This is a genomic window from Streptosporangium sp. NPDC020145 (assembly GCF_040631275.1).
In the GTDB taxonomy this organism is placed as follows: Bacteria; Actinomycetota; Actinomycetes; order Streptosporangiales; family Streptosporangiaceae; genus Streptosporangium.
The window spans coordinates 55,004-77,118 of record NZ_JBEXZT010000002.1 but is presented as its reverse complement, the minus strand read 5'-3'; the positions used below and the strand labels follow the sequence as shown (position 1 = coordinate 77,118).

Sequence of the window (22,115 nt, the reverse complement as noted above, 5' to 3'; positions counted from 1 at the left end):
CCCGTACGGCCAGGCCGGCTGTACGGGGCGGCGGGGCGGGCGTCAGTTGGCGGAGACCTTGGTGACCCCGCCCAGGTAGCCGATCACCCGGGCGAGGCCCTTGCCCGTCTTGGCGGGCACCGTGCTCACGTACTGGTGCGTCTCGACCGTGCGCAGTTCCTTGCGCGCGCCCGTCGCCGAGGCCAGCCGTTCGGCGTTCGGCGGAACCCTGATGTCGGCGCACGGCTCGATCTTGGCCGTCACGGTCGTGGTCCTGATCAGCGAGTACATGATCATGGAACCCCCGTCCGCGGTGCGCAGGGCGTGGACCGGGTAGTTGCTCGCGCCGAAGATCGAGTCGTAGCCGAGACAGTCGCTCTTGTACTTCGGCCGCTTGCCCTCGATCTCCTCGGCGTAGTCCGTGGTGTGCGGGCCCTTCTCGATCAGGCCCGCGGCGAAGCCCGCGCTGCCCTCCTCGGCCGAGGTCGCGTGCAGCGGCGCCATGAGACGGGGACTGATCGCCGTGGTCGGGTCGTCGTCGTCGAGCTCGGTCGCGTAGCCCCCGGCGTCCTTGGCGATCTCCGGGATCCTTTCCCCGGGGTCGAGCAGCGAGGTCGAGCTGAGATACCACTCGTGCCCGCCGTACTTGGTCAGGACCAGGACGGCGGGGCGCCGCTCGCCCGCGCTGTCCTCGCGCTCGACGACCGCGGCGAACCAGAAGGGGGCCCGCTGGACCCTGGGCACCAGCAGCTCCGGCCTGCCCCAGGTGTAGTGCGGCAGCGGGCCCGGCGTGCTGTTGAAGGCGGCCATGGTGAGCGCCTCCTGGGAGTCGCGGGTCTGCTCCAGGAGGTTCCTGCGGTCGGCCTCCAGGTGTGGTGTCGCGCTTTCGAGCACCGCCTGCGCGCCGAGCACGCTCGACAGCGCCCTGCCCGCCTCGGCCAGCGTGACGGGAGGCTCCCGCAACGCGGCCGGGACCGGGCTTGAGGCGGGACCCGCGGTCTGGGCCCCCTGAGCTCCCTGTGCGCCCTGCTCGCGTGCGCCGCCGCCCTGGTCCGCACAGGCCGCGGTCGCGGTCATCAGGGCCAGGGTGAACACGAGCAGCCCCCGTCCACCACGTCCCCGCACGTCCGCCTCCTCACGGTCTCCGGCGCCCCATGCTAGCCAGCGCGCGGGCCCGGCCGTACACAACGGGGTGCGTCGGTCGCGTACCCTTTACAGACGTGGCACTCATCGATCCGGTAGAAGAGATCAACGAGCTCATCGGCACGCTGAAGAACATCCAGGACGTGCTCGACCTCGGCGCGATACGCAAGCAGATCGAGGAGCTCGAAGAGCAGGCCGCGGCGCCCGACCTGTGGAACGACCAGGAGCGGGCCCAGAAGGTCACCAGCAAGCTCTCCTACCTGCAGGGTGAGGTCAACAGGATCGAGGGGCTCGAACGGCGCCTCGACGACCTGTCCGTCCTGTACGAGCTGGCCGCGGCCGAGGAGGACGAGGACACCCGCGAGGAGGCCGACCGCGAGCTGGCCGCCCTCAGGAGCGAGGTCGGCGCCCTTGAGGTACGCACCCTGCTGTCGGGCGAGTACGACGCCCGTGAGGCGGTCGTCACGATCAACTCCCAGGCCGGTGGCGTCGACGCGGCCGACTGGGCGCAGATGCTCCTGCGGATGTACCTGCGCTGGGCCGAGCGCAAGGGCTACCCGACGGAGGTCTACGAGACCTCCTACGCCGAGGAGGCGGGCATCAAGTCGGCCACCTTCACGGTCAAGGCGCCCTACGCGTACGGCACGCTGCGCGGCGAGCACGGCACCCACCGCCTGGTGCGGATCAGCCCGTTCGACAACCAGGGCCGCCGCCAGACCTCCTTCGCCGGGGTCGACGTGGTGCCGGTGGTCGAGACGACCGACCACATCGACATCAACGAGGACGACCTGCGGGTCGACGTGTACCGCTCCTCGGGCCCCGGTGGCCAGGGCGTCAACACCACCGACTCGGCGGTCCGCCTGACCCACCTGCCGACCGGCATCGTGGTCTCCTGCCAGAACGAGCGTTCGCAGCTGCAGAACAAGGCGACCGCGATGGCGGTCCTGCAGTCCAAGCTGCTGGAGCGCAAGCGGCAGGAGGAGGCGGCGGCGCTCAACGAGATCAGGGGCGAGTCGACCACCTCGTGGGGCACGCAGATCCGCAACTACGTGCTGCACCCGTACCAGATCGTCAAGGACCTGCGGACGGGCACGGAGGCGGGCAACCCGAGCTCGGTCCTCGACGGAGACCTCGACGAGTTCATCGAGGCGGAGATCCGCTGGACCCGCCGTCAGGAGTCCGGCGTCGAGGGGTAAGGCTTTTCGTGACGGCCCGCCCGGTGGCGGGCCGTCACAGGCCCGCCAGGTGCCGCAGGGCCACGGTGAGGAAGAACAGCACGATCAACAGCAGCGCGACCGTGGCGGGCGTCAGCCCGCCGAAGCCGTGGTGCATCCGGTCGCGGTAGGCGCGGCACTGGGCGCAGCGGCCCTCCGCCACAGGGTGGGCGCATCGGGCGCAGACGAGGTCTTCACAGCTCATGAGAGCCTCCGTCTCCTAGGTCAGAACTACTTTATGTGGTCGTTACCGGGCGCCGAATCGTTTTGTTTCCGTTATGGACGTTCCATGCCAGTCTTCCCCCTAGACTGGGCTCCGGCCAACCGGAACGTCGATCGTTAGCAAAGAGCGGCGCCCCCCGGCCGGCGAGAGGCGGAAGTGAACCTCTGCCACCACCGCGACTGTCCTAACCCCTAGACTGGCATGCCGTGATGCGCCCGTGATCCATTTTGATAATGTCACCAAGGTCTACGCGAACCAGAAGCGGCCCGCGTTGGACCACGTCAGCGTCGATGTCGACAAGGGCGAGTTCGTGTTCCTCGTCGGCCCCTCGGGGTCCGGGAAGTCGACCTTCCTCCGCCTGGTCCTGAAGGAGGAGCGTCCCGACTCCGGGGCGATCCACGTGGCCGGCAAGGACCTCGCCCGACTGTCCAACTTCAAGATCCCCCACCTGCGCCGCCGTATCGGCTGCGTCTTCCAGGACTTCCGGCTGCTGCCGAACAAGAACGTCTACGAGAACGTGGCGTTCGCCCTGGAGGTCATCGGCAAGCCACGCCGGTTCATCCGCAAGGTCGTGCCCGAGGTCGTCGAACTGGTCGGCCTTGAGGGCAAGGCCCACCGGATGCCCGACGAGCTGTCCGGTGGCGAGCAGCAGCGGGTCGCCATGGCCCGTGCCTTCGTCAACCGCCCTATGATCCTGCTGGCCGACGAGCCGACGGGAAACATCGACCCGGCGACCAGCATCGGCATCATGAAGGTGCTCGACCGGATCAACAGGACCGGTACCACCGTCGTCATGGCCACGCACGACGCCGCCATCGTCGACTCCATGCGCAAGCGCGTAGTGGAACTGGAGGACGGCAAGATCGTCCGTGACCAGTCGCGTGGCGTGTACGGCCAGGCGTACTGACCCAGGACCTCAAGGAAGCGAAGCGACAGGAAGAGCATGCGGGCAAACTTCATCTTCTCCGAGGTCTGGATCGGCCTCCGCCGCAACCTCACGATGACGATCGCGGTCATCGTGACCGTGGCGATCGGCATGGCGTTGCTGGGCGTCGGCTTGATGATCAACTCTCAGATCTCCACCATGCGTGACTTCTGGGTGGACAAGGTCGAGATCTCTGTCTTCCTGTGCAAGAAGAACGACGCCTTCCCGCAGTGCAAGGGCAGCGGTGGCGTCAACGCCCAGGAGCAGGCCGCCCTCAAGGCGCAGATCGAGTCCATGCCCCAGGTCGAACGGGTGGAGTTCGAGAACGCGGCCCAGGCCTACGCGAACTTCCGCGAGCAGTACAAGGACAACAACGTCCTGCTCTCGGTGCTGCAGGTGTCTGACATGCCCGAGTCGTTCAGGGTGAAGCTCAAGAACCCCGCCGACTACCCGGCCGTCATCGAGCAGGTCAAGGGCGCGGGCGGCGTCTCCTACGTGGTCAACCAGCAGGAGATCCTGGACAAGTTCTTCGGGCTGCTGGAGAGGCTGCGCTGGGCCGCCCTGGTCGTGGCCATCGTCCTGGTCTTCGCGGCCACCCTGCTGATCGGCAACACGGTGCGTCTGTCGGCGTACAACCGCAGACGTGAGACCGGCATCATGCGGCTCGTCGGCGCCTCGAACCTCTACATCCAGCTTCCCTTCGTCATGGAGGGGGTCATCGCGGGCCTGATCGGAGGTGTGGTCGCCGCGGTGATGCTGATCGTCAGCAAGGTGTTCCTCTTCGACGGCGTGCAGATCTACCTGGCCAACACCAGCCCGCTCACGTGGGAGACCGTCGCCTCGACGATCAGCCTCACGATGGTCATCGGCGTGCTCATCTGTGTGCTCGCCTCGTTCGTCACGCTCCGCCGCTACCTGCGGGTGTGAGCGCCCGGGAGCGCGCCCGCCGGGCGCGCTCCCGCCTCGGGACGCGGCCGGCCGTCCCGGTCCCCGGTAGGCTCGGGGGCATGCCACGTGAGACCGGGCGGAAGGTCATCGCCCAGAACAAGCGTGCCTGGCACGACTACCACATCGAGGAAACCTACGAGGCTGGTCTCGTGCTCCAGGGCACCGAGGTCAAGTCACTCCGCCTGGGCAGGGCCTCTCTGCTCGACGGATACGCCCTCCTCAAGGACGGCGAGGCTTGGCTGATCAACGTCCACATCCCCGAATACACCATGGGGACGTGGACCAACCACGCGGCGCGTCGCACCCGTAAGCTTCTGCTCCACCGCAAGGAGATCGACAAGCTGGTCGCGAAGACCAAGGAGAGCGGCCTGACGCTGATCCCGCTCGCGATCTACTTCAAGGACGGCAAGGCCAAGATCGAGATCGGCCTCGCCAAGGGTAAGAAGGACTGGGACAAGCGGCAGACCCTCGCGGAGAAGCAGGCCAAGCGTGAGATGGCTCGCGCTCTCAGGCACAGGAACAGGTAATTGTGACGGGGAAGGCTCGGCGGACCGTCGCCGCGGCACTGACGCTGGCGGTGACGGTCCCCATGCTGTCGGCCTGCTTCGAGGAGCCTTCGGCCCACGAGGCGGTGCGTGACTTCCTGGTCGGCTGGCAGACGGGCGACTACGTCGCGGCGGCCAGGCGTACCGACGGGGACGAGCGGACGGTCAGTAAGGCCCTGGAGAACGCCAAGGTCCAGCTCGACGCCGCGTCCTTCCGTTTCAAGGTCAAGGGCATGCGCCGTACGGGGGACGAGACGGAGGCCGACTTCGACGCGGAGGTCGACCTGGGGGAGAACAACCCCCTGTGGCAGTACACCGGAAAGCTCCCCCTGCACCTGGTGGACGGCCGCTGGAAGGTGCGCTGGTCGCCCAGCGTGCTCCATCCCGACCTGCACGAGGGGCAGCGCTTCGCGGTCGACGTCATCCCCGAGGGGCGTAAGCCGATCCTCGACCGCAACGGCGACCCGCTCCAGCAGGAGGCCACGCTGTACGTGGCGAACGTCGTCCCGGCGTCGCTGAAGGATCCGGTGGCGGTCTGCGAGCAGCTTTCGAAGATCACCGGCTTCCCCCAGGACCGGCTGCTGAGCCGGATCAGGTCGGCCAGGCCCAACGTCCAGGTGCCGCTGGTGACCTTCGGACGCGCCAAGTACGCCCAGCTCAGCGACAAGCTGGCGGCCGTTCCCGGCATCGTCGTCTCGCCGCAGAAGCAGCCGGTCGCCCCCGACTCGCCCGCCCAGATCGTCGGCACCGTCACCGCGGTGACCCCGGAGACCGAGCAGCAGCTCGGCGGTCCGCAGCGGGCGGGCGACACCGTCGGCAGGACCGGGCTGCAGAAGGCCTACCAGGAGCACCTGACCGGTTCGACGGAGACACGGGTCATCACGGTCGACCTGAAGACGAACCAGCAGGTGGCCGAGCTGCGCAAGTGGCGGCCCAGCCGCTCGACCTCGCCGGTGCGCACCACGCTCGACGGCCCGGCCCAGAAGGCGGCCGACGCCGCGCTCTTCGGCGGCACCCCCGGCATGCTGGTGGCGGTCCAGGCCTCGACCGGTGAGATCCGCGCGGTCGGCAGCACCAAGGAGTACAACCAGGAGAAGGACGCCCTGGCGGGCAGGTTCCCCGCGGGCACCACGTTCTCGATCATGACGGTCGAGGGGCTGCTCAAGGCGGGGATCAGCACCAAGCAGCGGCTCGCCTGCCCCGTGGAGCGCAGTGTCGGCGGCGCCCGTTTCCACCAGGCGGACCCGCCGGGCGGGACGGCGCCGAGCATCCAGGGTGACTTCGCCAGCGGGTGCGTGACCGCGCTGACCGCGCTGGCCCGCAGGATCGACGGCGCCGAGCTGACGGCCAGCGCCGCCAGGTTCGGCATCGAGTCGCCGTGGACACTGCCGCTGAAGTCCTTCAGCGGCTCGGTCGGCCCCCTGCGTACGGACGCGGCCACCGCCAGGGCCATCGCCGGGCAGAACGTGCTGGTCAGCCCGCTGTCCATGGCCCTGGTCGCCGGGGCGGTCGCCTCGGGCACCTGGCGTCCGCCGGTCCTGGTCACCGACCCGCACAGCCCGGACCCCGCGGCCGAGGCGGAGCCGCCGAAACCGCCGAGTCCGATCAAGATCGACGACAAGGCCATCGCCACGCTCCGCACCCTCATGCGGTCGGGAGTGGTCGCGGGCTCCGCCAGGTCCGCCGCGGCGCCGGGCGACCCGGTGCACGGTGTCACGGCCGCCGCCACGCAGAGCCGTAAGCCGCTGGCCTGGTTCGTCGGCTGGCAGGGCGACATCGCGGTGGCCGTGCTGATGGAGAGCGCCGACTCGACCGCGGGGGCGACCGTCGCGGGCCGTTTCTTCCAGAAGTTGCACACCGAGTCGTGACGGTCTGAGATTTTCTCCTCGCCCTGAGCAACCATCGGGTGCCCGGCCTGCGTCTTCCCAGATGACCGGGCACCGCTTGGGGGGTTGCGGACCCGGTCGCCTCGATGGGACCGGGGCCTCGTCTCGGGGGAGGCCTCGGTCCCGTCATGACCGGCCGGCCCCGCCGGTCGCCGGGGAACGAGCCGTTCACCGGGAATCGAGTTGGCGTTACCGGTGTTGTACCGGGTATCTTCGGATCCTCGGTCCCAGGACCGGGTTGACAATTCAACAGGGGGGTGACTGGTTTCGACTTTGGCTTTGCAAGCCAGGAGAAGCGGGTCGAGGACTGCGGACATAACCTCGTTAACACTGTGACCGCAACCAACAAGTGCCAATAAGACGCACTCCGAAGTCAGCCAGGCTCGCCTGGCGCTCGCCGCCTAAGCAGCGAGTGACTTCTGCCGGCCCGGGAGCGCCTCCGGCCCGGATCCGGCATCGCTAGGAGGCTCAACCGATCGACCCGGCCACGGGGAAGATCGGGAAACCAAACAGTGGCTGAGCCCGTCGGCGTCTTGCCTGTGTGATCGCCGGGGCTGAGAAAAGCAAAGCAGGCTGCACCCGGAGAAGCCCTGTCTTGGAGTTGAAGGACGCGGGTTCGATTCCCGCCACCTCCACCCCCGTTCCGTGCCCCGCGCACGGAGCAGATCGTCTGAGGGCGGTCGCACGGACCCGAGTCCGCGCGGCCGCCCTCGGCGTTTTTCCGAAGTCGCGACTCGAACGGGTTTTCCCCTCCTGGAAGAGGATCGAACTGGTTTACTGTTCGCCATGACGACCCTTCGTGAGAGAGCAGAGCTGTTCCACTCGTTGCACCGGGGCGGCACGCCGCTGGTGCTCGCCAACGTCTGGGACGTCGCCGGCGCGCGTCTCGTGGAGGAGGCCGGGGCCGGGGCGGTCGCGACGACCAGCGCCGGGGTCGCCTGGAGTCTCGGCGCCCCCGACGGTGACCGGCTCGACCGTGACCGTGCGATCGACCTGATCGCCAGGATCGCCGCCGCCGTCGACCTGCCCGTCACCGCCGACATCGAGAGCGGCTTCGCGGACACCCCGGAGGGGGTCGCCGAGACGGTCGGGCGGGTGATCGCGGCCGGTGCCGTCGGAGTCAACATCGAGGACGCCCTGTACGGCGGGGACACGCCGCTGCGTCCCGTCGAGGAGCAGTGCGAGCGGCTGGCCGCCGCCAGGCGGGCGGCCGAGGAGGCGGGGATCCCCCTCTACGTCAACGCGCGGACCGACGTCTATCTGCGTCAGGTCGGCGAGACGCCGAAGGAGCGGTTCGAGGCGGCGGTCGAGCGCGCCGAGGCCTATCTCGCGGCCGGGGCCAGTGGCGTCTTCGTGCCCGGGGTCGTCGATCCGGAGACCGTCGCCGCGCTCACAGGAGCCGTGGCGGCTCCGTTGAACATCCTGGTGGGGCCCGGGGCCCCCACGGTCGCCGAGCTGGCCGAGCTCGGTGTCGCCCGGGTCAGCCTGGGCTCCTCGATCGTGGGAGCCGCCTACGCCGTGATCTGGGAGGCCACCCGGGAGGTCCTCGCCTCGGGCACCTACACGCCTCTTGAGGGCGCCCTGGATTACGGCAGGCTCAACGCGATCCTGGGCGGCTGAGAGGGCCGGTCAGTCGCTCGGCAGCTGGCCCAGCGTCACGGTGACCGTCGCCCTCGACGCGTCGGCGCGCAGGAGCTGGACCTGGGCGCGGTCGCCGGGATTGAGGCCCGCCATGGCCTCGGCCAGGGCCTGGGTGTCCAGGGTGGGGGCGCCGTTGATCGACAGGATCACGTCGCCACGCCTGATGCCCGCCTTCGCGCCGCTGCCGCCGGGGGCGACCCGTACGACGCCGACACCCGCGGGCCTGCCGTCGGAGCCGATCACCGTCTGCACGGTGATCCCGAGGGCCGCCCGGTGGGTGTTGGTGACCTTGCCGTGCCTGATGATCTGGTTGGCGATGTCGGTCGCGGTGTTCGAGGGGATCGCGAACCCGATGCCGGGGGCCTGACCGCCGCCGAGCTCCGGGTTGACGGCCGTCAGGGTCGGGATGCCGATGACCTCGTTGGAGAGGTTCACCAGGGCGCCGCCGCTGTTGCCGGGGTTGATCGCGGCGGAGGTCTGGACGGCCCCGGTGATCGTCGCCCCGGGGCCGCCCTCCTCCTGCGGTTCGCTGACCGTACGGCCGAGCGCCGAGATGATGCCGTTGGTGACGCTGCCGGACAGGCCCAGGGGGTTGCCCATGGCGAGGACGAGCTGCCCGACCCGGAGCTTGCTCGAATCGCCGAACCTGGCGGGCTTCAGCCCCGTGGGGTCGTCAACCTTGATCACGGCCAGGTCGCCGAGCCCGTACGCCTTGACGAGCCGTGCGGCGCGGGGTTTGCCGCCGCTGGCCAGTGTCACCTCGAAGGTTGTGGAACGTCCGATGACGTGGGCGTTGGTGATGATGTGTCCCTGTGTGTCGTAGATGACACCGGAGCCGAGGCCGCTCTTCGTGGTGATCTGCACGATGGACGGCAGCACCGTGGCGATGACCTGCTCGTACTTGGTCTCCAGGGCCTCGGGTCCGACAGGGGAGCCGCCCGGCGGTGGGCCGATGGGGGCGCCGGGGGAGGCGCCGTCCGCCGAGGCCCGCGGTGGCGTGGCGACCGTCGTGCCCGGTTGTGAGGGCTCGGGGCCCGCCGCCGGTGGTCTCGCGCTCTGACCGCATCCCGCGAGCGTCATGACGACGGCGACGGACAGCGCGGCCCGTGAACTCCATCCCTGCATGCGGGAGTATCTTCCCAGCTCAGCGCGGAAGATGCTCTTGACGGGGAGCGGCGGACCGGCCCCTTCCCCGGTGTCTCGTGGCCGAAGCGTGATGGTATGCGTTTCGCCCATCAGGTGAGGTGGCATAGCCTGGCGCTCATGGCGGATGTTGGCGGCGACTCCTCCGGGGGCCCTCACGATGGATACATCCCGTCCTACGACGCGCCCACGGCGCCCATCCCCGCCATCCGCGCCGAGGACGGCACGCTGATCAACCCTCGGGTGCCGCGCCGGTTCCCCATCGGCGACGGCGAGGAGACCGTGCTGGTCCCCAGGCCCGAGCTGCCCGCTGAGCCGTCTCCCGAGCCGGAGCCTGAGGCGGCCGAGGAGCAGGAGTCCGTCTGGCTCTTCCCCATGGCGGGCTTTCCCGGGCTCGAAACGGACGAGAGGGAGCACGCCCCCGAGGCGCCGGAGCCGGCCGAGTCGCCCTCCGGTGGCCTGTCCGGGGTCTGGGCCTGGGAGGCCGCGGCCAGGAACGCGGCCGGAGACTCCCCCTCGAAGCCCGTCTGGACGCCCGCTCCGGCCGAGGAACCCGCGGTCAGGCCGACGCCGTCCCTCGTGCCCGGCCCGCCGCCTGCGCTTTTCGCGCCCCCGGCGAAGCGGCGCAAGGAGGGCCTGCTGACCCGGATCGGGGACATCCCCGTCCGGTTCGTCTACAGCGTCGGCGCCGCGCTCGTCACGGCCCTGGCGGTCTTCCTGATCTTCGTGCTGTTCTCCGGCGACAGGCCCCACAGGATCGACCAGTCGGGCAGCGGGGCCGGATCGGGAGCCGCCGTCGTCTCGCCCGCACCGTCACCGTCCGCGGTCGCCCTGCCCGGCCTGCCCCCGACGACGAAGTTGCGGGCGCTGCCCGGCACGCCGAGCCCGGTGCTCGGCGCGGTCACCGACAGCAGGGCGGCGATCACCTACGCCAAGCTGGGCAAGCCGTGGCAGGTGGCCGACATCCCCTCCTTCTCCGCGGGCCAGCAGGTCGGTACGGCACGGCAGCCGGGCACGATGGTCGTCTCGGGCCTGCTCCCCGGCGCCTCTCCCCAGGCCGACCTGAAGACCGACGCCGAGTTCCGCAAGGCGGCGGCCGGCGCGGTGAGGTGGACGGTCGCCAACCACTATCCGGCGGGCGCCAAGGTGGCCTGGACGGCGTCGCAGAAACCGGCCACGGGCAAGGGATGGACGCTCGGCTACCGGGTGACCTACACGGTGAAGGGCAAGCGGCACACCTCGCAGGCGGCGCTCACGCTGCTGGACATCGGCCGCCGCAAACCGGCCATCCTCTTCGTCACCGTTCCGGACACCCGCAAGGAACTCTGGGCTGATATCGCGCCGTTGGTGGCAAGTGCCCGGGCGCTCTGACGGAAACACATTCTAGAATCTGCTTCTGTCACTGAACCCTGTCTGGAGGCTCTGTCATGGCGATCGGGTTGGGGGAGGAGCACCGGGAGCTTCGCGAGTCGGTGATCGGCTGGGCGGCGCGGAACATCCCGCCCGAGGTCCTGCGGGCCGCCGTACAGGCCCCGCAGGAGACCCGTCCGGCGTTCTGGACGAGCCTCGCCGCCCAGGGGCTCCTCGGCCTCCACCTTCCCGAGGAGTACGGCGGCAGCGGATACGGCCTGCTGGAGACGGCCGTGGCCGTCGAGGCGCTGGGGGAGCGGGTCGCCCCCGGCCCCCTCCTGCCGACCGTCCTGGCGAGCGCGGTGATCCTGGCCTCGGACGGCAAGGCCCGTGCCGAACTGCTCCCCGGGCTCGCCGACGGCACGCTGACCGGCGCGGTCGCGCTGACCCACCCTCCGGCCGGTTCCCTGACGGGCACCCGCGGCGAGGACGGCACACTGACCGTCGGCGGCGTCGTCGAACCGGTCCTGGGTGGCACCCTCGCCGACGTCCTGGTGCTCCCCGTCGCCATGCGGCAGGAGCGGGTGTGGGTCGTGGTGGACGCCTCAACGGTGACCGTGACACCGATCCAGGCACTGGACCTCACCCGGGGAGTGGCCAGGGTCGAGGCCGAGTCGGTCGAGGTGCCGCCGGGGCGGGTCCTCGACGGCCTGCGCTCGGAGCGCGTCCACGACCTGGCGGCGATCCTGCTCGGGGCCGAGGCCGCGGGCGTGGCCGCCTGGTGCGTGCGCGCCGCCTCCGAGTACGCCAGGGGCCGCGTGCAGTTCGGCCGTCCCATCGGGCAGTTCCAGGGGGTCAAGCACAAGGCGGCCCGGATGCTCGTCGCGCTCGAACAGGCCCGCGCGACCGTGTGGGACGCCGTCCGGGCCGCGCGGACCGCCGAGGAGGACGGCGTCGCACGGACGGCCGGGGGTGACGTCGCACAGGAGGCCGGGGAGGGCGCGGCCGTACGGACCCTTGAAGAGGACGATGCCGCGCGGGCGACCGGGGAGGCCGTCAGGGAGGCGGCCTACGCCGCCGCGGTCGCCGGGGTGGTCGCGCCGGACGCCGCCGTCGGGTGCGCCAGGGACGCGATCCAGATCTTCGGCGGCATCGGCTACACCTACGAGCACGACGTCCACCTCTACTACCGCCGCGCGCTGAGCCTGCGCGCGCTGCTCGGCCCCTCCGCCGGGTGGGCCGACAAGGTCGCCGGGCTGGCGCTGGACGGCGTGTGCCCGCAGATGGAGATCGACCTGCCCGAGGAGGCCGCCGGGCTCCGTGAACGCGTCCGCGCCGAGGTCGCCGGGTTCGCCGGGCTCGAAGGCCGGCGGCAGCGGCGGGCGCTGGCCGAGGCCGGTTACGTCATGCCGCACCTGCCCAGGCCGTGGGGGCGCGAGGCCACACCCCTCGAACAGGTGCTCATCCTCCAGGAGCTGCGGGCGGCCCGGGTCAGGCCACCCCAGATGATCATCGGCGCGTGGGTCGTGCCGTCGATCGTCGCCTACGGCACCGCCGAGCAGCAGGAACGCTTCCTGCCCCGCACCCTCAGCGGGGAGACGGTCTGGTGCCAGCTGTTCTCGGAGCCGGGCGCGGGCTCCGACCTGGCCTCCCTCCAGACGAGGGCGGAACGGGTTGAGGGAGGCTGGCGGCTCAACGGCCAGAAGGTCTGGACCTCGATCGCGCACATCGCCGAATGGGCCATCTGCCTCGCCCGCACCTCCTCGACCGGCTCCAAGCACGAGGGCATCACCTACTTCCTGGTGGACATGAAGACCCCGGGCGTCACGGTCAGGCCGCTGACCGAGATGACCGGGGAGAGCATGTTCAACCAGGTCTTCCTCGACGACGTGTTCGTCCCCGACGAGCTGGTCGTCGGCCAGGTCGGCGACGGCTGGCGGGTCGCCCGCAACACCCTGTCCAACGAGCGGGTCCTGCTCTCCTCGGGGACGGGCGGCACCGGCTCCTCGATCCGCGACCTGCTCGGGTTCGTGGGCAGGCTCGGCCGCGAGCTGACCGCCGTCGAACGCCAGGACCTGGCGGAGGTGCTCTGCGAGGGCCACTCGATCGACGCGCTCGGCCTGCGGGTGACGCTGCGGCAGCTGAGCGGCGCCGAACCCGGCGGCGACGCCTCGGTCCGCAAGCTGCTGTCCACCTCACACGCCCAGCACGTCGCCGAGTGCGCGGTCGGCCTGCTGGGCGCCGCGGCGGTGACCGCCGCCGACCGTACGCTCGGCGACGCGGGCCACTGGAACCGCGCCATCCTGGCCACCCGGGCCATGACGATCTACGGTGGTACCACCGAGGTCCAGCTGAACATCATCGGTGAACGGCTGCTCGGCCTGCCCCGCGACCCGGAACCCGGCAGGTGATTCGCGCCGCTACTGTACGGTTTCGGCCTGGATGACTTTTCCCATCGTCAATGACCTTGTGGACGACGCCACAGGAAGGCAAGAATCAGATCACCATGCCCAAGGTGACAATTCCCCCCACGCCTCCTTCGGGCCCCGTCCCAGTCGTGAAGCGATGAGCGGTTCCAGCCGTGAGGCGACGAGCGATGAGACGGTGCTCGGACCGCCGCAGGCCGAGCCTGAGCCACCCGTGGACGTCGAGCCGGCGCGGAGGTTCTCGCCGGTCGCCCTCCTGCGCGCCTGTCGGCCCCGCCAGTGGCTCAAGAACGGCCTGATCTTCGCGGCCCCCGCCGCGGCGGGTGTGCTGTTCACCGTGCAGGGAATGCTGGACGCGCTGATCGCCTTCGCCGCCTTCTGCGTCGCGGCCAGCGGGGCCTACCTGCTCAACGACGCCTCCGACGTCGAGGCGGACCGCCGTCACCCGCGCAAACGCCACCGCCCGATCGCCGCGGGCCTGGTCCCGATACGGCTCGCCTGGGCGGTCGGGATCGCGTTCGTTCTGCTGGCCCCCGCGATCGCCGCGCTGTCCGGTGGCTGGCGGCTGCCGCTCGTCGTGGCGGGCTACCTGTCGCTGACCTTCTCCTACACCTACTACCTCAAGCACCAGGAGGTGGTCGACCTCGTCGCGGTCGCGGGATGCCACGTCATCCGGGCCTTCGCCGGGGCGATCGCCGTACAGGTGCCGGTGACGAGCTGGTTCCTCGTGGTCATCTCGCTCGGCTCGCTGCAGCTCGTCGCGGGCAAGCGCGAGACCGAGCTGCGCGCCGCGATGGGCAACGAGACCGGCAACGCGACCCGGGCCATCCTGGCCGCCTACACGCCCGGCTATCTGGCCGGGGTCAGGATGATGGCCTCGGGAGCCATGATCGTGACCTACTGCCTGTGGGCGCTGAACGAGCACTCGGGGCCCTTCTACCCGATCAGCATCGTCCCCTTCGTGCTGATCGTCCTGCGGCACAACCTGCTGGTCGACCGGGGCGTCGGCGAGGAGCCCGAGGAACTCGCCCTGCGTGACCGGCCCACCCAGCTCTTCGTCGCCCTTCTCCTTCTTCCGCTCCTGATCGGGATCTACCTCACATGACCCTGCTGACCGGCTGGGGCCGTACCGCGCCGACCGTCGCGCGAGTGGCCAGGCCTCGTTCACCGCAGGAGGTCGCCGACCTCGTACGGCGGGCCTCGGACCGGGGCGTCGCCCCCAGAGGGCTCGGCCGGGCCTACGGCGACGCCGCGCAGAACGCCGGAGGACTCGTCCTCGACTGCACCTCGCTGACCTCGTGGTTCCTCGACGAGTCCACCGGGCTGGTCACCGCGGGCGCCGGGCTCAGCCTGCACGACCTGATGACGGCCCTGGTGCCCAAGGGCTGGTTCGTCCCCGTCACACCGGGCACCAGGCACGTGACGGTCGGCGGGGCCGTCGCGGCGGACGTGCACGGCAAGAACCACCACGTGGACTCCTCCTTCGGCGCCCACGTGCGCTCCCTGACGCTGGTCACCGCGGACGGCGGCAGCCGTACGGTGACACCGGCCGACGAGCTGTTCTGGGCGACGGTCGGCGGGATGGGGCTCACCGGGGTGATCGTCGAGGCGGTCTTCCAGTGTGTGCCGATCGAGACCTCGCGGGTCCGGGTGGACGTCGAACGCACCCGTGACCTGGAGCACACGCTTGAGACGATGACCGCGACCGACGACCGTTACCGCTACACGGTCGCCTGGATCGACCTGCTCGCCTCGGGGGCCAGGATGGGCCGCAGCGTGCTCACCCGGGGCGACCACGCGAGCCGCGCCGAGCTGCCCAGGGGGACCGAGCCGCTGGCCTTCGCGCCGAGGACGCGGCTGAAGGCACCGCCGTGGGCGCCGAACGGCATGCTCAACCCGCTGACCGTGCGGGCCTTCAACGAGGCCTGGTACCGGAAGTCGCGTCCGGCGACGGGGCTGATCCAGGAGATCGGGCCGTTCTTCCACCCGCTGGACTTCGTCGAGGGCTGGAACCGGGTCTACGGGTCGAACGGTTTCGTCCAGTACCAGTTCGTGGTGCCCTTCGGCGAGGAGGCGACGCTGCGGCGGATCGTCTCCAGGCTCTCGGCCGAGGGCGTGGTGTCCTTCCTGACCGTGCTCAAGCGGTTCGGCCCCGGCACGCCGGGGATGCTGTCGTTCCCGATGCCCGGCTGGACCCTCGCCCTGGACATCCCGGCGGGCCGCGCGGGTCTCGCCCGGCTGCTGCGGGAGTTCGACGGGTGGGTCATGGAGGCGGGCGGGCGGCTCTACCTGGCCAAGGACTCCCGCATGTCGGCGCGGTCCCTGGTCGCGATGTACCCCAGGCTCGACGAGTGGCGCAAGATCCGCGAGGAGGCCGACCCCGCCGGGGTCTTCCGCTCCGACCTGGCCAGGAGACTCGGGCTGTGAAGACGACAGGTTGTGGGAGGCTCGTCCGATGAAGAACGCCCTGGGCTCGGTGGACACCGTGCTGCTGCTCGGCGGGCGCAGCGAGATCGGTCTGGAGATCGTCCAACGGCTGGTCCGCGACGGTGCCCGCAAGGTCGTGCTGGCCTCGCGGGACCCCGGTGGGACGCCCCCGGCGATCGGCACCGCCGAGGTGCACCTGCTTGAGTTCGACGCCTCGGCGCCGGAGACGCACGGGGAGGTGATCGAGGCCGCGGTGAAGCTGGTCGGCGACCTCGACGTGATCATCCCCGCCTTCGGGGTGCTGGGCAGCCAGGAGGTCTACGACGCCGACCCGGTGGCCGCCGCGCGGGCGGTCGCCGTCAACTACGGCGGGCACGTCTCCGCGGGGCTCTTCGCGGCCCGGCGGCTGCGCGAGCAGGGCCACGGCACGCTGGTCGTCCTGTCGTCGGTCGCGGGAATCCGGGTGCGCAGGGCCAACTTCGTGTACGGCTCGGCCAAGGCGGGCCTGGACGGCTTCGCCCAGGGGCTGGGTGACGCGCTGCACGGCTCGGGCGCCCGGGTGATGGTCGTCCGGCCGGGCTTCGTGATCGGCAGGATGACCAAGGGCATGTCCCCGGCGCCGCTGTCCTCGACTCCCGGCCAGGTCGCCGACGCGGTGGTCGCCGGGCTGCGCTCCGGCGCCGAGGTGGTGTGGGTGCCCGGCGCGCTGCGCGCGATGTTCGCGGTGATGCGTGTCCTGCCCCGCGCCGTGTGGCGGAGGATGCCCCGTTAGTCCTCTTTCAGGAGGGCGCGCATGCCGTCGAGGATGATCCGCAGGCCGTACTCGAAGCTCGCGTCCCCGTCGTCGTCGAAGAGGTGGTGGAGGGCCCGCAGGGTGAGGGGGAAACGCCCGGGGTCGAGGGAGGCGGCCAGCAGTCCCTCCTGGTAGGGGTTGCCCGCCTCGCCGTACGCCTCGCCGGTGCGGGCCTGCTCCTCGATGGTGAAGCCGATCGTGTAGTGCAGGAGCGTGGGCAGGGAGCGGGCGGCCACGTCGAGGGGGAAGCCCGCGTCCCCCAGGGTCCGCAGGGCCAGTTCGGTGGTCCGGAAGATGGCCGGGTCGGTGACATGGGTGCCCGCCATCATCCGCGCTCCGTCGCGGTAGCACAGCATCGTACGGCGCAGCAGCCGGAACCTGTCGGCGAGCCACTCGTCCCAGGGGGTGCCGCGTCCGGGCAGCTCAAGCCCCACGGTGCTCTCGGCGAACACGATCCCGGTCATGACGTCGAGCAGCTCCTGCTTGTTCTTGACGTGCCAGTAGAGGGCGGGGGCCTGCACGCCGAGCTCCCTGGCCACCAGGCGCATGGTGAGCCCGTCGAGGCCGACCTCGTTGAGGAGTCGCAGTGAGGTCCGCGCGATCTCCTCGGCAGTGATCTTCATCCCGTTCTCCGTCCTGTGCCCTTGACAGCTTAACATCGTTCAATTAATCCTTAACGCAGTTAAATTTAACGGCGTTAAGGGGGGCGATCATGGAGAAGGCGGACGTGGTGGTCGTGGGCGGCGGGCCGACCGGGCTGATGCTCGCGTGCGAGCTGAGGCTGGCGGGAGTCGAGGTCGTCGTGCTCGACCGGCTCGCCGAGCGCGGCCGGGAGTCACGGGCGGGGGGCATTCACGCGCGCACCATGGAGGTTCTCGACCAGCGGGGCCTGCTCGGCGGTTTCCTCGACGTCGGACGGCGACTGCAGGCGGGGCACTTCTCCGCGCTGCCACTGGACTTCAGCGGCCTCGCGACCAGGTATCCCTTCCTGCTCATGGTCCTGCAGACGACCGTCGAACGGCTGCTTGAGGAGCGCGCCGCCCAGCTCGGTGTGCGGGTGCGCTGGTCGTCCGGGGTGACGGACCTGCGCCAGGACGCGACCGGCGTCGAGGTCGAGACCGAAGGCGGCGGCAGGCTGCGCGCGTCCTACCTGGTCGGCTGCGACGGCGGGCGCAGCACGGTCCGCAAGCTCGCCGGGATCGGCTTCCCCGGAACCCCGGCGACGATGACCGCGCTGCTCGGCGACGTGTCGCTCGCCGACCCGCCCAAGGATGTGATCTTCCAGGAGCGCAGGGAGCACGGCTCCTTCACGGTGCTGCCCTTCGACCAGGACTGGTACCGGGTGATGACCAACGAGTACGACCACGTGGCCGACCGGGACGCCCCGGTGACCTTCGAGACGCTGCGGGAGACGCTGGTCAGGATCGCCGGGACCGACTACGGCATGCACGATCCCCGCTGGGTCTCCCGATACGGCGACGCCGCCCGGCAGGCCGAGCGCTACCGCGAGGGCCGGGTGCTGCTCGCCGGGGACGCGGCGCACATCCACTTTCCCGCGGGCGGCCAGGGGCTGAACACGGGCGTGCAGGACGCGTTCAACCTCGGCTGGAAGCTCGCCCTGGTGGTCGACGGCACCGCGCCGGAGGAACTGCTGGACAGCTACCACGCCGAACGGCACCCGGTCGCCGAGGAGGTGCTGCGCAACACGCGGGCGCAGACGGTGCTGGGGCGCCCTGGAGAGCAGATGACCGCGCTGCGCGAGACGTTCGGCCGCCTCATCGAGGTGGACGAGGTGAACCGGCTGCTCAGCGGCGTGATCACCGCGCTGGACGTCCGGTACCCGCTGGGCGGGGACCACCCGCTGCTCGGCCGCCGGGTCCCCGACCTCGACCTGCTGACCCCGGACGGCCCGGTCAGGCTGTACGGCCTGCTGCACACGGCCAGGCCGGTGCTGCTCGATCTCGGGCAGGCAGGGGAGGCGGGGGAGGTCGTCAAGGGGTGGGACGGCCGGGTCGACCTGGTCGAGGCGGGCTGCGCGGACCGGGTGTGGACCGTGCCGGGCGCCGGTGAGGTGCCCGCGCCCCGGGCGCTGCTCGTGCGCCCGGACGGCCACGTCGCCTGGGTCGCCGGGGCCTCCTCCGAAGGTGACGAGGCCGCTCTGCGCGCCGCCCTCACCACCTGGTTCGGCCCGGCCCGCTGAGGCTCGGCCCTGAGGCCCGGCCCGCTGAGGCTCAGCCCGCTGAGGTCGCCCAGGGGCGGGGTCGCTTGGCCCGTGGGTCAGCGGGTACCAGCACCACATGCCTGATCTCCTGCCGGAGGAGAGCCTCGGGGAGGTCGTCAACCTGCTCGTCCGTCTCGTCGAGGCGGCGGGCGCGATCGTCATCTTCGCCGGGGCGGTCACGGCCTTCGCGCGGTTCCTGCTGGCCGCGGTGCGCGGGGACGGTGATGGGTTCGTCACCGTCCGGCTGTTCCTGGGCAGATTCCTCGCGCTGGGGCTGGAGTTCCAGCTGGCCGGTGACGTGCTGCGGACGGCCGTCTCACCGAGCTTCGCCCAGATCGGGCAACTGGCGGCGATCGCGACGATCAGGACCGCGCTGAACTTCTTCCTGAGCAGGGAGATCGAGCGGGAGAGGAGCATGATCGGCGATGGCTGACCTCCTCGGGACAGCCGTCGTCCTGATCGTCACCATGGGACTGGCCGCCTCGTTCGCCGTGCTGGCGCGTGGCGGCGGACCCGGGGGCGCGATGGCGGTGCTGCTCGACTTCCTCGTCGCGGCGGGACTGCTGCGCCTGTCGCGGGCCCAGACGTGGACGGCGATCGCCCTGGCGGCGTTCACGGTGGTGGTCCGCAAGGTCGTCGTGGCGGGCTTCCTGACCCGGCCGCGAACGCCTCGGCCGCGAACGCCCGCCGAGACCCGTTGAGGGACCCGCCCTCAGGCCCTGGCGGCCTGGGCGCTCTCGCCGGTGAACGCCGCGACGGCTCCCAGGCCGAGATAGACGACGCCGCTGGTGACGTTCAGGCGGCGCCGGGCACGGGCCGAGCCGCGCAGGCGTCCGGCGAGCGCGGAGGAGAGCAGGGCGAAGGCCCCGTCGCTCGTGAGGCCCAGCACGATCCAGATCAGGCCGAGCACCACGATCTGCGGCGCGATCGGGCCCCGGGCGGGGTCGGTGAAGTGCGGGAGGAAGGCCAGGAAGAAGATCGCGGTCTTCGGGTTCAGCACGTTGACCACGAAGCCCTCCCAGAACAGCCGCGACCTGGAGGCGGTCCCGAGTTCGGCGGGGGCGTCGCCCTCGGTACGGGCCGCCATCAGCTTGCGGACGCCGAGCCAGACCAGGTAGGCCGCGCCCAGGTACTTCACCACGGTGAACGCGGTCGCGGAGGCGGCCAGCAGCGCGCTGATGCCCAGGGCGGCGGCGGCCACGTGGACCACGGAGCCCAGGTGGATGCCCATCACCGACAACATGCCCGCGGTACGGCCCTGGGCGACGCTGCGGGTCACGATGTACAGGACCGCGGGGCCCGGTACGAGCAGCAGGGCGAGGGTCGCCGCGGTGAAGAGAGCGAGCGTCGTCAGGTCCGGCATATCCGGATCGTAGAGGGGTGACCTGGCCGTTCGCCTCAGGTTTTTCCACCGTACGGCCCCGCCCGGAGCCGTACGGCCCGGCTCGGGATCGCGGCCTGGCCGTACGGCCTCGTCCAGGGCCTTGTCCGGGGCCGCGGCCTGGGTCGCGGCCTGGCCGTACGGCTCCGCCTCAGGGGACGTCGGTCGCGCGGGCCGCGGCGGTCAGGGCGGTCAGCAGGGCGGCCGTCGCCGGGGGAGGGGGCGGCTCGCCGTACGTGGCGGCGTGGATGTGCCGGGTCGAGCCGGGCACCTTGACCGCGTTGACCCCCGGGTTGCGGTGCGCGCGCAGGGCCAGGCCCGGCAGGAGCGTCACCCCCATCCCGGCGGCGACGAGGGCCTGGGCGGCGACGACGTCGTCGGTGGTGAAGGAGATGTCCGGAGCGAAGCCCGCACGCGCGCACAACCGCAGCAGGGGGCCGCGGCACCGGTCGCAACCCCCGATCCACGGGGAGTCCCGGTGCGCGGACAGGTCGCCGGGCACACCCGAGGTGACCAGGTAGCCGGGGTCGTCCATCAGGTGGGTCAGCCGGACGCCCTCGGCCTCGGCGCCGGTGCCGGAGTGGTGGAAGACGACCGCCACGTCCACGTGGCCGGCGCGGAGCATCCGCAGCGCCTCGTGCGGTTCGGTCTCGGTCAGGCGCAGTTCGAGTCCCGGATGCTCCCTGGCGAGCAGCGAGACCGCCCCGGGCACGAACGTGCCGAGCGCCGCGGGGAAGGCGGCCAGCCTGACCCGGCCCGCGCGCAGGCCGACGTGCGCGGAGAGTTCGGCGGCGGCGGAGTCGATGCGGCCGACGATCTCGGCGGCCCGTTCGGCCAGCAGGCGCCCCGCCTCGGTGAGCCGGATGCCCCGGCCCGCCCGCTGGATCAGTTTGGCCCCGGTCTCGGCTTCGAGCCGGGCGAGATGGTGGCTGACGGAGGGCTGGGAGTAGTGCAGTTCCCTGGCGGCGGCGGTCACCGAGCCGTGCCGTGCGACGGCGGCCAGGACACGAAGCCGTACGACGTCGAGCATGTATCAAAGTTATCGATGAATCAGCGGAAAGACAGGCACTGGACGTTATGCATTGGTACGGCCATGCCGTGCCTATGACCTGCCGGTCGGCTGATCCCCCGGCCCCTCCTCCCGGCCGAGGCCGAGACCGCGCCTGATGTCCTCAAGGCGGGCGGCGCCCTCGACGTCGAGGGTGGCGCGCTCGACCTCCAGCATCCTGGCCTCGACGGAGCCCGTGGTCAGCTCCGCCTCACCGAGGGCACGGGCGTACCGTTTGTCGATCCTCTCCCTGACCTCCCCGAGGGTCGGGGTCTCCCCGGCGGGGCCAAGCCCGGACAGCTCACCCATGGCCCTGTTGAGCTGTTCCTGCATCTCGGCCTGGTCGAGCTGCGACAGCAGGCGCATCCGTTCGGTGAGCGTGCGCTGCAGGGCGGCGGCGTTGGTGTCGACGGCCGCGCGGGCCTGGTCGGAGGCCTGCCGCGCGCGCTCGTACATGAGCCGGGTGTCCCGCAGCGAGTCCTCAGCGGCGACGAGCCGGGAGGCGAAGGCGCGGGCCGACTCCTCGTAGGAACGGGCCTTGGCCTCCTCCCCTGCGGCCCTGGACCCCTCGGCCAGCAGGACCGCCTGGCGGGCGTTCTCCTGGAGACGGTCCGTCTCCTCCGTCGCGCGGGTGAGCCGCAGCTCAAGTTCGTGCTCGTTGCCGATGACCGAGGCCGCCCGCTGGGTCAGCACCCGGTGCCGTTCCCTGGCCTCCTGTACGGCCTGCTCGATCTGGACCCGGGGGTCGGACAGCTCGGAGAGCCTGCCGGACAGGGCGAAGACGAGATGGCGCCAGGCCCTGCGGACGAGTGCGAACATGGG

At 71.0% G+C, this 22,115-nt stretch carries 21 protein-coding genes and 1 other RNA gene; 15 read left to right on the top strand and 7 right to left on the bottom strand.

What is annotated here, in order from left to right:
• Nucleotides 1-42: 42 nt before the first annotated feature.
• Nucleotides 43-1,104 carry a hypothetical protein gene (locus tag ABZ463_RS03000; RefSeq protein ID WP_362772344.1) on the bottom strand — a complete coding sequence of 354 codons (1,062 nt, stop codon included), beginning with the start codon at nucleotides 1,102-1,104 and terminating at the stop codon, nucleotides 43-45.
• 95 nt (nucleotides 1,105-1,199) lie between these two features.
• On the opposite strand from ABZ463_RS03000, the gene prfB reads away from it, so the two are divergent.
• Nucleotides 1,200-2,318, top strand: coding sequence for a peptide chain release factor 2 (prfB, locus tag ABZ463_RS02995; protein ID WP_352009815.1), 1,119 nt, complete (start codon nucleotides 1,200-1,202; stop codon nucleotides 2,316-2,318).
• A gap of 34 nt (nucleotides 2,319-2,352) precedes the next feature.
• Here the strand turns inward: prfB and ABZ463_RS02990 are convergent, their stop codons facing one another.
• On the bottom strand, nucleotides 2,353-2,541 hold the full coding sequence (locus tag ABZ463_RS02990; RefSeq protein WP_352009814.1) for a hypothetical protein: 189 nt from the start codon (nucleotides 2,539-2,541) through the stop codon (nucleotides 2,353-2,355).
• A gap of 235 nt (nucleotides 2,542-2,776) precedes the next feature.
• Here ABZ463_RS02990 and ftsE point away from each other — a divergent pair, with 235 nt between their 5' ends.
• From ftsE to ABZ463_RS02960, 6 genes are all read left to right on the top strand, one after another.
• A complete protein-coding gene (gene ftsE, locus ABZ463_RS02985) occupies nucleotides 2,777-3,466 on the top strand; it encodes a cell division ATP-binding protein FtsE (RefSeq protein ID WP_184713049.1) in 690 nt (229 codons plus the stop codon).
• A 36-nt stretch (nucleotides 3,467-3,502) separates the two neighbouring features.
• A complete protein-coding gene (gene ftsX / locus ABZ463_RS02980) occupies nucleotides 3,503-4,411 on the top strand; it encodes a permease-like cell division protein FtsX (protein ID WP_352009813.1) in 909 nt (302 codons plus the stop codon).
• Nucleotides 4,412-4,491: 80 nt separating this feature from the next.
• Complete coding sequence (gene smpB, locus ABZ463_RS02975) at nucleotides 4,492-4,959, top strand: SsrA-binding protein SmpB (protein ID WP_352009812.1); 468 nt, start codon at nucleotides 4,492-4,494, stop codon at nucleotides 4,957-4,959.
• Between the two features lie 2 nt (nucleotides 4,960-4,961).
• Complete coding sequence (locus ABZ463_RS02970; RefSeq protein ID WP_362772338.1) at nucleotides 4,962-6,845, top strand: penicillin-binding transpeptidase domain-containing protein; 1,884 nt, start codon at nucleotides 4,962-4,964, stop codon at nucleotides 6,843-6,845.
• A 271-nt stretch (nucleotides 6,846-7,116) separates the two neighbouring features.
• Nucleotides 7,117-7,501: a transfer-messenger RNA gene (gene ssrA, locus ABZ463_RS02965) on the top strand.
• 148 nt (nucleotides 7,502-7,649) lie between these two features.
• Nucleotides 7,650-8,483: an isocitrate lyase/phosphoenolpyruvate mutase family protein gene (locus ABZ463_RS02960; protein WP_362772335.1), complete on the top strand. Its 834-nt coding sequence runs from the start codon at nucleotides 7,650-7,652 to the stop codon at nucleotides 8,481-8,483.
• A 9-nt stretch (nucleotides 8,484-8,492) separates the two neighbouring features.
• Here ABZ463_RS02960 and ABZ463_RS02955 read toward each other — a convergent pair whose 3' ends face one another.
• Nucleotides 8,493-9,629 carry a trypsin-like peptidase domain-containing protein gene (locus ABZ463_RS02955; protein ID WP_352009809.1) on the bottom strand — a complete coding sequence of 379 codons (1,137 nt, stop codon included), beginning with the start codon at nucleotides 9,627-9,629 and terminating at the stop codon, nucleotides 8,493-8,495.
• A 138-nt stretch (nucleotides 9,630-9,767) separates the two neighbouring features.
• Between ABZ463_RS02955 and ABZ463_RS02950 the strand changes: the two genes are divergently transcribed.
• The 5 genes from ABZ463_RS02950 to ABZ463_RS02930 all read left to right on the top strand — a co-directional run bounded on the left by ABZ463_RS02950 (nucleotide 9,768) and on the right by ABZ463_RS02930 (nucleotide 16,622).
• Nucleotides 9,768-11,018 carry a hypothetical protein gene (locus ABZ463_RS02950; protein ID WP_352009808.1) on the top strand — a complete coding sequence of 417 codons (1,251 nt, stop codon included), beginning with the start codon at nucleotides 9,768-9,770 and terminating at the stop codon, nucleotides 11,016-11,018.
• 56 nt (nucleotides 11,019-11,074) lie between these two features.
• Entirely contained in the window at nucleotides 11,075-13,408 is a 2,334-nt protein-coding gene (locus tag ABZ463_RS02945; protein ID WP_362772330.1) for an acyl-CoA dehydrogenase, read from the top strand.
• A 154-nt stretch (nucleotides 13,409-13,562) separates the two neighbouring features.
• A complete protein-coding gene (locus tag ABZ463_RS02940; RefSeq protein ID WP_352009806.1) occupies nucleotides 13,563-14,528 on the top strand; it encodes a decaprenyl-phosphate phosphoribosyltransferase in 966 nt (321 codons plus the stop codon).
• On the top strand, nucleotides 14,525-15,850 hold the full coding sequence (locus tag ABZ463_RS02935; RefSeq protein WP_362772327.1) for an FAD-binding oxidoreductase: 1,326 nt from the start codon (nucleotides 14,525-14,527) through the stop codon (nucleotides 15,848-15,850). The genes ABZ463_RS02940 and ABZ463_RS02935 overlap by 4 nt, the downstream gene beginning before the upstream one ends.
• Before the next feature lie 28 nt (nucleotides 15,851-15,878).
• On the top strand, nucleotides 15,879-16,622 hold the full coding sequence (locus ABZ463_RS02930; protein ID WP_362772324.1) for an SDR family NAD(P)-dependent oxidoreductase: 744 nt from the start codon (nucleotides 15,879-15,881) through the stop codon (nucleotides 16,620-16,622).
• On the opposite strand, the gene ABZ463_RS02925 is transcribed toward ABZ463_RS02930, so the two are convergent.
• Entirely contained in the window at nucleotides 16,619-17,266 is a 648-nt protein-coding gene (locus ABZ463_RS02925; RefSeq protein ID WP_352009803.1) for a TetR/AcrR family transcriptional regulator C-terminal domain-containing protein, read from the bottom strand. The genes ABZ463_RS02930 and ABZ463_RS02925 overlap by 4 nt on opposite strands.
• An 89-nt stretch (nucleotides 17,267-17,355) precedes the next feature.
• Between ABZ463_RS02925 and ABZ463_RS02920 the strand changes: the two genes are divergently transcribed.
• The 3 genes from ABZ463_RS02920 (at nucleotide 17,356) to ABZ463_RS02910 (ending at nucleotide 19,565) form a co-directional block, all read left to right on the top strand.
• Entirely contained in the window at nucleotides 17,356-18,843 is a 1,488-nt protein-coding gene (locus ABZ463_RS02920; protein ID WP_362772320.1) for an FAD-dependent monooxygenase, read from the top strand.
• A 97-nt stretch (nucleotides 18,844-18,940) separates the two neighbouring features.
• The gene (locus tag ABZ463_RS02915; protein WP_352009801.1) at nucleotides 18,941-19,297 is read left to right on the top strand and encodes a DUF1622 domain-containing protein; all 357 of its coding nucleotides are present in this window, start codon (nucleotides 18,941-18,943) and stop codon (nucleotides 19,295-19,297) included.
• Complete coding sequence (locus tag ABZ463_RS02910) at nucleotides 19,290-19,565, top strand: hypothetical protein (RefSeq protein ID WP_362772316.1); 276 nt, start codon at nucleotides 19,290-19,292, stop codon at nucleotides 19,563-19,565. The genes ABZ463_RS02915 and ABZ463_RS02910 overlap by 8 nt, the downstream gene beginning before the upstream one ends.
• 11 nt (nucleotides 19,566-19,576) lie before the next feature.
• Here ABZ463_RS02910 and ABZ463_RS02905 read toward each other — a convergent pair whose 3' ends face one another.
• The 3 genes from ABZ463_RS02905 to ABZ463_RS02895 all read right to left on the bottom strand — a co-directional run bounded on the left by ABZ463_RS02905 (nucleotide 19,577) and on the right by ABZ463_RS02895 (nucleotide 22,112).
• Nucleotides 19,577-20,227, bottom strand: coding sequence for a LysE family translocator (locus ABZ463_RS02905; RefSeq protein WP_362772313.1), 651 nt, complete (start codon nucleotides 20,225-20,227; stop codon nucleotides 19,577-19,579).
• 169 nt (nucleotides 20,228-20,396) lie between these two features.
• A complete protein-coding gene (locus ABZ463_RS02900; protein ID WP_362772310.1) occupies nucleotides 20,397-21,275 on the bottom strand; it encodes a LysR family transcriptional regulator in 879 nt (292 codons plus the stop codon).
• 72 nt (nucleotides 21,276-21,347) lie between these two features.
• Nucleotides 21,348-22,112 carry a PspA/IM30 family protein gene (locus ABZ463_RS02895; RefSeq protein WP_352009797.1) on the bottom strand — a complete coding sequence of 255 codons (765 nt, stop codon included), beginning with the start codon at nucleotides 22,110-22,112 and terminating at the stop codon, nucleotides 21,348-21,350.
• Nucleotides 22,113-22,115: the final 3 nt, after the last annotated feature.

Excerpts from the sequence above, each read along its gene's own strand:
- ABZ463_RS02990 (WP_352009814.1), bottom strand. The coding sequence starts at position 2,541 with ATGAGCTGTGAAGACCTCGTCTGCGCCCGATGCGCCCACCCTGTGGCG.
- ftsX (WP_352009813.1), top strand. The coding sequence starts at position 3,503 with ATGCGGGCAAACTTCATCTTCTCCGAGGTCTGGATCGGCCTCCGCCGC.
- smpB (WP_352009812.1), top strand. The coding sequence starts at position 4,492 with ATGCCACGTGAGACCGGGCGGAAGGTCATCGCCCAGAACAAGCGTGCC.
- ABZ463_RS02960 (WP_362772335.1), top strand. The coding sequence starts at position 7,650 with ATGACGACCCTTCGTGAGAGAGCAGAGCTGTTCCACTCGTTGCACCGG.
- ABZ463_RS02955 (WP_352009809.1), bottom strand. The coding sequence starts at position 9,629 with ATGCAGGGATGGAGTTCACGGGCCGCGCTGTCCGTCGCCGTCGTCATG.
- ABZ463_RS02950 (WP_352009808.1), top strand. The coding sequence starts at position 9,768 with ATGGCGGATGTTGGCGGCGACTCCTCCGGGGGCCCTCACGATGGATAC.
- ABZ463_RS02945 (WP_362772330.1), top strand. The coding sequence starts at position 11,075 with ATGGCGATCGGGTTGGGGGAGGAGCACCGGGAGCTTCGCGAGTCGGTG.
- ABZ463_RS02940 (WP_352009806.1), top strand. The coding sequence starts at position 13,563 with ATGAGCGGTTCCAGCCGTGAGGCGACGAGCGATGAGACGGTGCTCGGA.
- ABZ463_RS02935 (WP_362772327.1), top strand. The coding sequence starts at position 14,525 with ATGACCCTGCTGACCGGCTGGGGCCGTACCGCGCCGACCGTCGCGCGA.
- ABZ463_RS02930 (WP_362772324.1), top strand. The coding sequence starts at position 15,879 with ATGAAGAACGCCCTGGGCTCGGTGGACACCGTGCTGCTGCTCGGCGGG.
- ABZ463_RS02925 (WP_352009803.1), bottom strand. The coding sequence starts at position 17,266 with ATGAAGATCACTGCCGAGGAGATCGCGCGGACCTCACTGCGACTCCTC.
- ABZ463_RS02920 (WP_362772320.1), top strand. The coding sequence starts at position 17,356 with ATGGAGAAGGCGGACGTGGTGGTCGTGGGCGGCGGGCCGACCGGGCTG.
- ABZ463_RS02915 (WP_352009801.1), top strand. The coding sequence starts at position 18,941 with ATGCCTGATCTCCTGCCGGAGGAGAGCCTCGGGGAGGTCGTCAACCTG.
- ABZ463_RS02910 (WP_362772316.1), top strand. The coding sequence starts at position 19,290 with ATGGCTGACCTCCTCGGGACAGCCGTCGTCCTGATCGTCACCATGGGA.
- ABZ463_RS02905 (WP_362772313.1), bottom strand. The coding sequence starts at position 20,227 with ATGCCGGACCTGACGACGCTCGCTCTCTTCACCGCGGCGACCCTCGCC.
- ABZ463_RS02900 (WP_362772310.1), bottom strand. The coding sequence starts at position 21,275 with ATGCTCGACGTCGTACGGCTTCGTGTCCTGGCCGCCGTCGCACGGCAC.
- ABZ463_RS02895 (WP_352009797.1), bottom strand. The coding sequence starts at position 22,112 with ATGTTCGCACTCGTCCGCAGGGCCTGGCGCCATCTCGTCTTCGCCCTG.